We start from the raw sequence: 12,420 nt of genomic DNA on the forward strand, positions 1-12,420 counted from the left end.
ACCCTTCCCATGTTTCCGGCCGATGTCTTGACGATGTCAGCAGTGAAGCTTACCGTAGCGGCCACTACAACTGTAACGCTCATTACATTAAGCGCGTCGAACTGCGGGAGGGCACGTGAGCGTCGAGGAAATCACCGGGGACCAGCGCCTGGTGCGGGTCGGCGCGCGGGACATAGCGGTCACCGAGCGGGGAGCCTGTGAGGCGGTGGTGCTGCTGCACGGCGGCGGGCCGGGGGCCTCCGGAATGTCGAACTACGCCCGCAACGTCGAGGCCCTCGCGCAGCGCTTCCGCGTCGTCGTGCCGGACCTCCCCGGCTACGGCCGGTCCAGCAAGATGGTCGACCAGAGCGACCCGTTCGGCGACCTCGCGGCCGCCGTACGTGGCCTGCTCGACGCACTCGACATCGACCGGGCCCACCTGGTCGGCAACTCCTACGGCGGAGCCGCCGCGCTGCGGCTGGCGCTGGACCGGCCCGACCGGGTCCGGCGCCTGGTCCTCATGGGCCCGGGCGGGATCGGCACGACCCGGCACGCACCGACCCCCGGGTTGAAGCGGCTGCTCGCCTACTACGCCGGCGAAGGCCCCACCCGGGCGAAGCTCGAACGGTTCATCCGCGACGACCTGGTCTACGACGGCGAGGCCGTCCCCGACGAGATGATCGAGACCCGGTACCAGGCGAGCATCGACCCGGACGTGGTCGCCAACCCGCCGCTACGGCGTCCCGCCGGGCTGCGCACCCTGCTCCGGATGGACCTGCTGCGGGACAAGCGGCTGGCCCAGGCCGCCACGCCGACGCTCGTGCTCTGGGGCGCCGAGGACCGGGTCAACCGGCCGTCCGGCGGGCGGCAGCTCGCCGGACGGATGCCCCGCTGCGACCTGTACCTGGTCGCGAGGACCGGCCACTGGGTGCAGTGGGAGCGGCCGGAGCTGTTCAACACCCTCACCACCGCCTTCCTCTCCGAGGAGTCGAAATGACCGTCTTCGGCAAGGTCCACCTGGGCTACCTGTGCATCGAGACTCGCCGGTTCGGTGACTGGCAGCGCTTCGGCGCCGACGGCGTCGGCCTGCACGTCGACCAACTCGACCACGATCACCTGCGGTTCCGGCTGGACGACCACGAGTGCCGGCTGCTGCTGCAACGGGGCCCGGCCGAGGACGTGACCACGGTCGGCTGGCACGTCGACGACCACGAGGCGTTCGACGACATCGTCGCCCGCATCACCACCCGGGGCGTGACCGTCGAGCAGGGCCACGACGAGGAGGCCGTGCTGCGGGGCGCGCAACGGTTGGTGCGCTTCCCCGGCCCGAAGGGCCTGGTCCAGGAGCTCTACACCACTCCGCTCACGACCACCGCGCCGCTGCGCATGGAGGCCAGTGGCTTCGTCACCGGCGATGCCGGCATGGGCCACATCGCCATCACCTCGCGGCGCCCGGACGCCATCCACCGCTACTACGACTACCTGCTCGACGCACGGCTGAGCGACTTCATCGTCGAGACGATCAGCGCGGTGCGCTTCCGGATCCGGTTCCTGCGGGTCAACGGCCGCCACCACTCCGTCGCCGTGGCCAACACCGAGGGCCTGCGCATCGACCCGATCCGCACCGCGATCCAGCACCTGAACACCCAGGTCGCCACGGTGGACGACATGACCGCCTCCTACCAGCGCCTCAAGCAGCTCGGCTTCACGATGGCCCTGGGCATCGGGCAGCACACCAACGACAAGGAACTCTCCTACTACGTCCGGACGCCGTCCGGCTTCGAGTGGGAGGTCGGCTGGAATCCGATCACCGTGGACGAGGCCACCTGGGAACCCACCACCCACCAGGGGATCAGCATCTGGGGGCACACACCCGAGGGTCAGACCGTCATCGACAAGCTCAACCAGTTCCGCCACGGCGCGACCTCGCTGCGCCGCGCGGAGATCACCGTCCCGGCACTCAGCGGAGCCACCGCATGAACACCGAACAGCACGACCACGACGTGATCATCGTCGGATACGGCCCGGTCGGCGTCACCGCCGCCAACCTGCTCGGCGGCATGGGCGTACGGGTGGCCGTCGTCGAACGCGACGCCGCCATCTACCCGCGCGCCCGGGCGATCTCCACCGACGAGGAGACGATCCGGATCTGGCAGGGCATCGGCCTCGCGGAGCGACTCAAGGAGGACATGCTCGCCGGCCGCCCGATCGACTTCGTCGACGCCTGCGGCCGATCGTTCCTGAGCCTCGCGCCGGCTCCCCGGGGCAACGGGCATCCGCCGCAGCTGTTCATCTACCAGCCGGCCATGGAGCAGGTCCTCCGCGACGGTGTGGCCCGCTACCCGAACGTCGAGGTCCTCCTCGGCCACGACTGTGCGGCCGTCGAGCAGGACGGCGACGGTGTCACCGTCACCGCACGCGACCTGGCCGACGACACTGTGCGTACCCTGCGGGGGGCGTACCTGATCGCCGCCGACGGCGGCTCCAGCCCGATCCGCACCCGCCTGGGCGTCGGCTTCGACGGCCGCACCTACCACGACCGGTGGGTCGTCATCGACACCAAGGTCAAGCAGGGCTGGGACACCGTCGACCGGCTGCGCTTCCACTGCGACCCGGCCCGGCCCGCCGTGGACTGCCCGACACCGTTGGGCCACCACCGCTGGGAGTTCCCGGTCCTGCCCGGCGAGGACGAAGAGGATCTGGTCAGCCACGACTACATCTGGCGGCTGCTGCGCCGCTACGGCCGGAGGCCCGACGAGGTCGTGATCCTCCGCGCGGTCATCTACAGCCACCACGTCCGCTTCGCCTCCCGTTGGCGCATCGGCCGGATCTTCCTCGCCGGCGACGCCGCGCACGCCATGCCGCCGTGGATCGGCGAGGGCATGTCGTCCGGCGTACGCGACGCGGGCAACCTGTGCTGGAAGCTGGCCGCGGTCCTGCGCGGCGAGCTACCCGACGACGCGCTGGACAGCTACGAGGCCGAGCGCAAACCACACGTGCGGGAGATGACCGTGCAGGCGGTGCGGTTCGGGCGCATCATCACCGAGCGGCGCCCCGGGCTGACGGCCGGGCGCAACGCCGCGTTCCGGGTCCTCATGCGGGTCCCGGCCTTCCGCGCCTACATGCAGGAGGCCGGATGGTTCCCGGCCAACGCCTACCGGAAGGGCCTGCTGGACCACCGCGGCGGCAACCGGGCGGTCGGCAGGCAACTCCCCCAGCCGTGGGTCCGGACCGACGGCGGTGCCCGGGCCCGTCTCGACGACGTGCTCGCCGGTCGGTGGACGCTGCTGCACACCGGCCCGGCCCGGACGTGGTCGGCCTGGGCGGCCAGCAACGTTTCGTGCCTGCAGGTTACACCGGCCGGCTCGACCCCCGCGCCCGGCACGATCGTGGACAGCGACGACGTCCTCATCCCCTGGATGCGCCGGCACCGGGCCACCGTGCTCGCACTACGCCCCGATGCCGTCGTCTACGCCGCCGGTGACGCCGATCTGGCTGGCCCGCCCTTCGTCGCCGCCCCCCGTCCGCCCGTCGACGAGCGGACGCTTCCGCCCGCCGCCACGACGACGCCCTGACATCCACCACCAAGGAGAGCCGCCATGCTCAACCTCGCGCTCATGCTCGAAGGCACCGCCGAACGGCTGCCCAGCCGGGAGGCCGTCGTGCTCGGTGACACCCGCTTGTCGTACGCCCAGCTCGACGCCGCGGCGAACCAGGTCGCGAACCTGCTCGTCGACAGCGGCATCCGGCCCGGCGACCGGGTCGCGCTGTCGTGCCCGAACCTCCCGTACTTCCCGGTCGTCTACTACGGCATCCTCAAGGCGGGCGCCGTCGTCGTACCGCTGAACGTTCTCCTCAAGGCCGGTGAGATCGCCTACCACCTGCAGGACTCGGGCGCCAGGGCGTACTTCTGCTTCGAGGGCACTCCCGAGCTGCCCATGGGGGCCGAGGGCTGGCAGGGGTTCGGCGGCGCCGACGGGTGCGACCACTTCTTCCTCATCACAGCCGACCCCCGCGCGTCGAGCCCGATCGTGGGTGCCTCCACGCTCGGATCGGCGCTCGCCGGCCGCGCCACGCGGTTCGAGACCGCGGTCACCGAGGCCACGGACACGGCGGTGATCCTCTACACCAGCGGAACGACGGGACAGCCCAAGGGCGCCGAACTCAGCCACGCCAACATGGTCATGAACGCTGTGACGTGCTGGCGCCTCTTCGGCGCCACCGATGACGACGTCCACCTCGTGACGCTGCCGCTCTTCCACTCGTTCGGGCAGACCGTGCAGATGAACGCCGGCTTCTACAGTGGCGCCACCCTGGTTCTTCTGCCGCGGTTCGACGCCGGCACGGCACTGGCGCTGATGCAGCGGGAGCGGGTCACCTTCTTCGCCGGAGTGCCGACGATGTACTGGGGCCTGCTCTCCGCCGGCCTGGAGACGGTCGATGTCGCCGCGATCGCGGGCAACCTGCGCATGGCGGTCTCCGGCGGCGCCGCCCTTCCGGTCGAGATCCTGGAGCAGGTGGAGAAGGTCTACGGCGTCAAGATCCGGGAGGGCTACGGCCTCTCCGAGACCAGTCCGGTCGCCTCGTTCAACCACCCGGGCCGGGAAGCCAAGCCCGGTTCGATCGGGCAGCCGGTCTGGGGCGTACGGATGCGGCTCATCGACGCGGACTGGAACGAGGTGCCGGAGGGCGAGGCGGGCGAGATCGCGATCCGGGGGCACAACGTCATGAAGGGCTACCACGGCCGCCCCGACGCGACCGCCGAGGTGCTCCGGGACGGGTGGTTCCGCACCGGTGACGTCGCGCGGCGCGACGAGGACGGCTACTACTTCATCGTCGACCGGGCCAAGGACATGATCGTCCGCGGTGGCTTCAACGTGTACCCCCGGGAGATCGAGGAGACCATGATGACGCACCCCGACGTGAGCCTGGTGGCCGTGGTCGGCGTGCCGCACGAGTCGCACGGCGAAGAGGTGAAGGCCTTCGTGATCCGCAACCCGGGATCCCAGCTCACCGAGGGCGAGCTGGTGAACTGGTGCAAGCAGCGGATGGCGAGTTACAAATACCCCCGCATCGTCGAGTTCCGCGACGACCTGCCCATGACCTCCACCGGCAAGATCTTGAAGCGGAAGCTCCGCGACGAGTGACCGGAACGGCTGGGCCCTCGGGATGCGGGCTTGCACCCACCGCGTGCCGAGGGCTCCAGCAAGGCTCAGGGAGGTGCGGAGCCGGCACGTTCGTCCTCTGGCCACTGGAAACGCCGGATCGACGTCGAGACCTACCGGCGCGGCATCGAGCACATCGATCGGGTGAGTGTGCATTGCCGGGCACTTGCTCGCTGGGCCGCGACCACACTGCAGTACGACGAGCCGGTGCCGGAGGAGCTCCCCGGCGCCGTGGACAGGCTCGCCGAGGCGATCCACACGCTGAGGTGGGAGGCACGAGCGGGCCGGCCGCTCGACCAGACCCGCAACACGGTGTTGGACGGCGCGCGCTTGGCCGGCCGGGCGTACCACAGAGACCTCAAGCCCTTCTCGGACGCCATCGTCATCCAGCTGCGCACGATGGCGAGTGACCTGCTCCGCGCGACCGGGTACGAGCCGGAGACGGCCAACCGGATGGTCCGCGAGGCAGCCGCTTCCTAGCGGTCGGCGGCCCCTCGGGCGGATGGACGCCTGTTCTACTGGCGGTCGCCGTCGATGTCGGGCAGCGGCCGCTGGCAGATCTCGTGTGCCTGGTCCGGCGGCAGGCCGAGCATGCGCAGCACGTCCTCGGTGACCTGGTCGGTGGCCGTGGCGTCGTCACGCTCGGGTTGGTCGTGCAGCAGTTGCCCGAGGCACAGCGCGGCGCCGGCCACGGTCACCATCGCCAACTCCGGATCACGCACGCTGAACCGTCCGGCGCGGACGCCGTCCTCGATGTCGCGCCGGGCTCGCGGTGCGAGGCCCTTGTCCGAGCCGGCCAGGACCAGGCCGGTGCTGAGCAGGACCTTGCTCAGCTCGGGCTGGCGGCGGTGGAGGCGGCCGGTCAGCCGGAAGCTCTGCGCGAAGACGTGGGCCGGGTCCTCCAAACCCACGGTCAGTTCGTCAAGCAGGCCGCCGTAGCGATCGAGGGCGTCCTCGACCGCGGCCTCGATGAGCTGCTCGCGGCTGTCGAAGTGGTTGTAGAACGATCCCATCCCCACGTCGGCGGCCTGGGTGAGCTCGAGGATCGGCACGTTCGGCTTGCCGGCCGCGATGAAGGTCTGGGCGGCACGCACGAGCGCCGATCGGGTGTGCGCCTTCCGCCGTTCCAGGCGGTTGGGTGCCTGCCTGGTCTGCTGCGCCATGCCTGCGTGCTCACCTCTCCCGGTCGGTCTGCGACCACCTTAACCCAGACGGAACTCAGTGATGACGAAATCGTCACCTGCCCTTGACTGACGCTACTCTCGTAAGTGACGATTTCGTCAACTTGGAGGGAGCGGGAGATGATCGAGCACCACGACCCGCACACCGGTCTGCACAGCGAGCAGGGCGCCCTGCGGGGCGAACACCCCGGCAGGGCCCGTAACCCGATCGTGAAGGTGCACGACCTCGCCTGGCTGGAGTTCCAGAAGCCTGATCTCGAGCGGGCCGAGGCGTTCGCCCGGGCCTTCGGCTTCACCACGGCACTGCGTACCGCCGAGGAGCTGCACCTGCGGGGCACCGACCCTGGCTCGCCCTGCGTACTCATCCGCCGGGGCCCGCGGTCGCGGTTCATCGGTCCCGCGTTCCGGGCCGCCGACGGGCAGGACGTACTGCGGCTCGCGGAGGCGACCGGGAGGACGATGAGTTCCCTGCCGGAGAGCCTGGGCGGGGTGACGGTGGACCTGGTCGACCCGAACGGGACGCGGGTACGCGTGGTCGCGGACACCCACGAGCTCCCTCCGCTGCCCACGCAGCAGCCGCTGACGTTCAATGTCGGACACGACGTAACCCGGGTGAACGTCACCCAGCGGCCGCCGCGGCAGCCGGCCCGGGTCCAGCGGCTCGGCCACGTCGTGCTGCAGACCACCCGCTACCTGGAGACGCTCAACTGGTACCTGGAGCACCTGGGTCTGATCGTCAGCGACTTCCTCTACCAGCAGGGGCAGCGCGAGCGCGGCCCGGTGATGAGCTTCATCCGCTGCGACCGCGGCAGTACGCCCACCGACCACCACACGCTCGCGATGACCCTCGGGCCGGCCAACCGGTACGTGCACTCCGCCTACCAGGTCCCGGACCTCGACTCGCTGGCCGCCGGTGGGGAGCACCTGCTCGACCTGGGCTACCGGCGGTCCTGGGGGATCGGCCGGCACATCCAGGGCAGCCAGATCTTCGACTACTGGCGCGACCCCGACGGCTTCCTGGTCGAGCACTTCACCGACGGCGACCTGTTCGACTGCACGCTCGAACCGGGCTGGGCACCGATGACCGCCTCCGGGCTCGCCCAGTGGGGCCCGCCCGCCACCAAGGACTTCCTCGGCGTGAAACCCGGCCGGGAATCGCTTCGCGAGCTGCGCGCGGTCATCGGCGCACTGCGCGAGAACAACGAATTCGACCTCCACCGCCTGCGCGGCCTGATGAAAGCGTTCACCTCATGAGCACCTCCGTTCTGCGCACCGCCGACGCCTGGTGGGTGCTCACCCCCACCGGCGCCGTCAAGGTCAACACCAGCGCCACCACGACCGCTGACCTGCTGGCCGACCGGCCGGCGCTCGTCGCGGCCGCGACGAGCGGCGAAACCGTTCCGGTGGACGACCTTGCGCTGGTCTCCCCGGTCACGGCGCCCTGCCGCGTCGTCGCCCAGATGACGAACTTCGCCTCGCACGTCAAGGACACCAACGGGAATCCCGAGACAGTCCCCCTGACGTTCTTCCGCAAGACCTCGGGCTCGATCAGCGGCCCGTTCGCCGACGTGGTCCGCCCCGCCCACGTGAAACTGCTGGACTACGAAGTCGAGATCGGGCTGGTCTTCGGTCGCGAGATGCCGGTCGGCACGACGGTCACCGACGACAACCTCGCCGACTACGTCGCGGGCCTGGTGGTCACCAACGACGTCTCCGCACGCGACGTCCAGTTGCCCAAGACGCAGTTCTACGAGGCCAAGTCCTACCCGACCTTCACCCCGGTCGGCCCCGTGCTGGTGCTGCTCGACGCCGACGAGCTCAAGCGGTTCACCGACCTGCGGCTGAAGCTGTGGGTCAACGGCGAACTCCGGCAGGACATGACCGCCGCCGACATGATCTACCGGCCGGTCCAGGCACTGCAGGCACTGACCCGCTTCCAGCGGGTCGACCCCGGCGACCTGCTGCTGACCGGCACGCCCGTCGGGACGGCGCTGAGCGCGCCGCCCAAGCCGGTCGAGATCATCGCCTCGCTGCTGCCGCCCGCCGTCAAGTGGAAGATGTTCTTCAAGGGCCAGGCCCGCAACCCCAAGTACCTCAAGGACGGCGACATCGTCGAGGCCACGATCGCCACCGACGACGGCGCGATCGACCTGGGCCGGCAGCGCACCGTCGTGAGGTACGCCCGATGACCGGGCCCCTGCTGTGGCCGGGCTACGCCACGCCCGACGACCTCGCCGCAATCGAGGCCGTGCCGCTGGAGGCGCGGGGTCTGCCCGAATCGACGTACGCGCTGCTGTCGTGGGCGGCAACGCGCTGGCCGGACCGTACGGCTGTCAGCGTCCTGCCGGACGCTGCCCGCTGGCGGGAGCCGCTGCGCCCCACCTTCGCCGAACTCCTGGCCGACGTCCACCGGTACGCGAACCTGTTCCACGACCTCGGCGTCGGGCGGGGTGACGCGGTCGCCCTCATGTCGCCAAACTGCGCCGAACTGATCACCGCGACGCTGGCCGCGCAGCTCGCCGGGATCGCGGCGCCGCTGAGCGGCGGTTTGTCCCGGCAGCACCTGGCCGAGCTCCTGCGGCGCTCCGGTGCCCGGGTGCTGGTCACGGCCGGGCCCGACCTCGCGCCGGACACGTGGGACAGCGCGCAGGCACTGGCCGGCGACGGCCTGCTCGACGCGATCCTCGTACTCCGGCTCACCGGGGCGGCGGACGCGCCGCAACCGCTGCCGGCCATCGACGGCGTCCGCGTCGGCTACCTCGGCGAGCTTGCCGCGGCCATGGATCCGGCCACCTTCGACGGTGAGCTGCCCCGATCCGCCGATCTGGCCGCGATGTTCCACACCGGGGGCACCACCGGCGCCCCGAAACTGGCCGCGCACACGCACGCCAACGAGGTCACCGACGCGTGGATGCTGGCCGCCAGCTCCCTCTTCGACCAGGAGAGCGTGGTCTTCGCGGCGCTTCCGCTGTTTCACGTGAACGCCCTCGTGGTCACCCTGCTCGCACCCCTGTTCAAGGGACAGGAGGTGGTGTGGGCCGGTCCGCTCGGCTACCGCGACCCGGCATTGTTCGGCTCGTTCTGGAAGATCGTCGAGCATTACCGGATCGCCGCCATGAGCGCGGTGCCGACGGTGTACGCCGTGCTGGCGCAGGTACCGGTCGACGCCGACATCAGCAGCCTGCGGTTCCCGATGGTGGGGGCCTCGCCGCTGCCCGCCGCGGTCCGGGACACCTTCCATGCCCACACCGGGATAGCCCTGGTCGAGGGCTACGGGCTGACCGAGGCGACCTGCGCGAGCGCCCGCAGCTTCCCCGACGCGTCGCCGCCGGGCTCGGTCGGGCAGCGCCTGCCCTACCAGCGGCTGCGGGTGATCGCCGCCGACGGCACGTGGGAAGACCGGCCCGCCGGTGAGACGGGCCTGCTGGCGGTCAACGGCCCGACCGTCTTCCCCGGCTACGTCGTCGACCGGGACGAGAACGGCCCCGTACTGGACGGGCTGGGCAAGCTGGTCGACGGCTGGCTGGACACCGGCGACCTCGCCCGCATCGACGAGGACGGCTTCGTCTACCTCGCCGGCCGGGCCAAGGACCTCATCATCCGCGGCGGGCACAACATCGACCCCGCGATCGTCGAGGACACGCTGCTGGCCCACCCGCAGGTCACCGCGGCCAGCGCAGTCGGGCGCCCCGACATCCATGCCGGCGAGGTACCGGTCGCCTACGTCACCCTCGCGCCCGGCGCCACCGTCACGGGGGACGACCTGCGCAACTGGGCAAGCGACCGGGTGCCCGACCGCACCGCCGCGCCCAAGTCCGTGACGGTCCTCGACGAACTACCCGTCACCGCCGTGGGCAAGCTCTACAAGCTCGCCCTGCGGAAGGACGCCGTCCGCGCGGAACTGCGTGCCGCGCTCGACCGGATCGCCGGAGTGCAGGACATCGAGGCCGCGATCGAGGGCAGCTCCATCGTGGCCACTGTGAACATTCATCCCTCTGCCCAGGAGGAGGCCGTCAAGGCGGTCCTGGGCCGGTATGCCATCGAATGGCGATTGGTGGTTGTGTCATGACGCTCGCTGCGACCATCCTCGCGGTGCTGCTCGCGCTGATCTTCTCCGCCCTGGGCACGGCCAAGATCCTGGCCCTGCAACCGATGCGTGAGCTGGCGGCGCACGCCGGCTTCTCCGTTTCGGCCTATCGCCGCATCGGCCTGCTCGAGATCGCCGCGGTGATCGGGCTGCTCATCGGCCTGTTCCAGCCGCTGATCGGCCTCCTCGCCGGTGCCGGGCTGCTACTCCTGCTCGGCGGAGCCCTCGTCGTACACCTACGCAAGGGGGACGGCCCGCGCAGGTACGCTCCCGCCATCGTCTGCGGAGTCCTCGTCGCTGCCTACCTCGTTCTCCAGGTGTTGGCCGCCCGATGAATGTGGTTCCGGTGGTGATCGTCGGTGCGGGCCCCACCGGGCTCGCCGCCGCGACACTGCTCGCCCAGTACGGCGTCGAGTGCCTGATCCTCGAGCGGTGGGAGTCGGTCTACCCCCTGCCCCGGGCCGTCGCCCTCGACGACGAGGTCCACCGCATCCTTGCCCGCCTCGGGCTCCGCGACGAGTTCGCCGCCATCTCCCGGCCACACCGGGGCCTTCGACTCATCGACCGCAGGATGCGGGTGCTGGCCGAGTTCCCGCGCGACGTGGCACCGGGCCGGCACGGCTACCCCCAGGGGAGCATGTTCGACCAACCGGAACTGGAAGCGATCCTCCGCCAGAACCTCAAGCAGTACAACAGCGCCACCCTGCGCGGCAACACCGAGGTCACCGCGCTGACCCAGGACGCCGACGGCGTACGGCTCGACGTCACCGACACGGCCACCGGCGAGCACGACGTCGTCCACGCGAGGTACGTCCTGGGCTGCGACGGCGCCAACAGCCTGACCCGGGGCGCGATCGGCTCCACCATGCAGGACCTCGGGTTCACACAACGCTGGCTCGTCGTCGACGTCGTCACCGAGGCCGACCTCGGCCAGTGGGAAGGCGTGCACCAGCTCTCCGACCCGGCCCGCGCCGGCACGTACATGCGCGTCGGGAAGACCCGCTACCGCTGGGAATTCCTACTGGCGCCCGGCGAGACCGCCGACGACTTCCGCGACATGCCCCGGCTCCATCCGTTGATCGCGCCGTGGACGGGGAACATCCCCCTCGCGGACCTGGAGGTCGTCCGCGCCGCCGAGTACACCTTCCGCGCGCAGGTCGCCGACCGGTGGCGCGACCGCCGCGTGTTCCTGCTCGGCGACGCCGCCCACCTCACCCCACCGTTCATCGGCCAAGGCATGGGCGCCGGGCTGCGCGACGCGATGAACCTCGCCTGGAAACTCGCCGGCGTGCTCGACGGAACCCTGCCCGAGACCGTCCTCGACACCTACGCAGTCGAACGCAAGCACCACGCGCAAGCCATGATCAAGCTGGCGAAGATCATCGGCACCGCGATGACGGCCGGCGGCAGAGTGGGCGACATCATCCGCCGCGCGGTGGCGCCACGCCTGCACCTCGTACCCGGTCTCAAGGACCTCGCCACGGACAGCCAGACACCTCCGCTGCACCGGTCCGAGCTGGTGATACGGCCCCGCCTGCGCCGCACCCTCGCGGGCCGACTGTGCCCGAACACCCTCGTCGACGGCGACCGCCGCCTCGACGACATTGCCGCCGGCCGATTCGCGATCGTCACCACCACCGAGCCGCCCGCCACCCAACGAGCAGACATCGATCGACGCGGAATGGTCCTCGTCGCTGCCCGACCGGGCAGCGAGCTACACCAATGGCTGGCGAGAGGCCGCGCCCACATAGCGATCGTTCGCCCAGACGGCGCCGTGCTCTGTGCCGGCCGCCGGCTGCCCGAGTTCCGCACCATCCTGCCCGGCCGCAACCGGAACCTCCCTCGCCGTTGACCCCAACGGCGTACGGCCGGTGGACGTCAGCGCACGCAGTTACTCCCGTCGCGCTCCGCAACCACGCCTTGCCAGAACATGGCGCACATTCGCCACCCCACCACTCACCTCGGCATCCCCTGGCGCCTACACGGAGGCCCGGGCCGAGCGATCGGA

At 70.6% G+C, this 12,420-nt stretch carries 11 protein-coding genes; 10 read left to right on the top strand and 1 reads right to left on the bottom strand.

What is annotated here, in order from left to right; genetic code table 11:
- Positions 1–115: 115 nt before the first annotated feature.
- From GKC29_RS24865 to GKC29_RS24885, 5 genes are all read left to right on the top strand, one after another.
- Positions 116–976 (top strand): alpha/beta fold hydrolase, encoded by an 861-nt coding sequence (locus GKC29_RS24865; protein WP_230688805.1) that lies wholly within the window; start codon positions 116–118, stop codon positions 974–976.
- On the top strand, positions 973–1,959 hold the full coding sequence (locus GKC29_RS24870; RefSeq protein WP_155333124.1) for a VOC family protein: 987 nt from the start codon (positions 973–975) through the stop codon (positions 1,957–1,959). The genes GKC29_RS24865 and GKC29_RS24870 overlap by 4 nt, the downstream gene beginning before the upstream one ends.
- Positions 1,956–3,554: a bifunctional 3-(3-hydroxy-phenyl)propionate/3-hydroxycinnamic acid hydroxylase gene (locus GKC29_RS24875; RefSeq protein ID WP_155333125.1), complete on the top strand. Its 1,599-nt coding sequence runs from the start codon at positions 1,956–1,958 to the stop codon at positions 3,552–3,554. Before GKC29_RS24870 ends, GKC29_RS24875 begins: the two co-directional genes overlap by 4 nt.
- Positions 3,555–3,578: 24 nt before the next feature.
- Entirely contained in the window at positions 3,579–5,126 is a 1,548-nt protein-coding gene (locus GKC29_RS24880; RefSeq protein ID WP_155333126.1) for a long-chain fatty acid--CoA ligase, read from the top strand.
- A 225-nt stretch (positions 5,127–5,351) separates the two neighbouring features.
- Positions 5,352–5,624: a hypothetical protein gene (locus GKC29_RS24885; protein WP_155333127.1), complete on the top strand. Its 273-nt coding sequence runs from the start codon at positions 5,352–5,354 to the stop codon at positions 5,622–5,624.
- Between the two features lie 35 nt (positions 5,625–5,659).
- Here GKC29_RS24885 and GKC29_RS24890 read toward each other — a convergent pair whose 3' ends face one another.
- Entirely contained in the window at positions 5,660–6,307 is a 648-nt protein-coding gene (locus GKC29_RS24890) for a TetR/AcrR family transcriptional regulator (protein WP_155333128.1), read from the bottom strand.
- Between the two features lie 138 nt (positions 6,308–6,445).
- Here GKC29_RS24890 and GKC29_RS24895 point away from each other — a divergent pair, with 138 nt between their 5' ends.
- Genes GKC29_RS24895 through GKC29_RS24915 form a run of 5 tightly spaced genes read left to right on the top strand, consistent with a single transcriptional unit; the run spans position 6,446 to position 12,264 of the window.
- On the top strand, positions 6,446–7,579 hold the full coding sequence (locus tag GKC29_RS24895) for a VOC family protein (protein ID WP_155333129.1): 1,134 nt from the start codon (positions 6,446–6,448) through the stop codon (positions 7,577–7,579).
- Complete coding sequence (locus GKC29_RS24900; RefSeq protein WP_155333130.1) at positions 7,576–8,514, top strand: fumarylacetoacetate hydrolase family protein; 939 nt, start codon at positions 7,576–7,578, stop codon at positions 8,512–8,514. Before GKC29_RS24895 ends, GKC29_RS24900 begins: the two co-directional genes overlap by 4 nt.
- A complete protein-coding gene (locus GKC29_RS24905) occupies positions 8,511–10,394 on the top strand; it encodes an acyl-CoA synthetase (RefSeq protein ID WP_155333131.1) in 1,884 nt (627 codons plus the stop codon). Before GKC29_RS24900 ends, GKC29_RS24905 begins: the two co-directional genes overlap by 4 nt.
- Positions 10,391–10,747, top strand: coding sequence for a DoxX family protein (locus GKC29_RS24910; protein ID WP_155333132.1), 357 nt, complete (start codon positions 10,391–10,393; stop codon positions 10,745–10,747). The genes GKC29_RS24905 and GKC29_RS24910 overlap by 4 nt, the downstream gene beginning before the upstream one ends.
- Complete coding sequence (locus GKC29_RS24915; protein WP_155333133.1) at positions 10,744–12,264, top strand: bifunctional 3-(3-hydroxy-phenyl)propionate/3-hydroxycinnamic acid hydroxylase; 1,521 nt, start codon at positions 10,744–10,746, stop codon at positions 12,262–12,264. The genes GKC29_RS24910 and GKC29_RS24915 overlap by 4 nt, the downstream gene beginning before the upstream one ends.
- Positions 12,265–12,420 lie beyond the last annotated feature (156 nt).

The organism is Micromonospora sp. WMMC415 (genome assembly GCF_009707425.1).
Lineage (GTDB): Bacteria > Actinomycetota > Actinomycetes > Mycobacteriales > Micromonosporaceae > Micromonospora.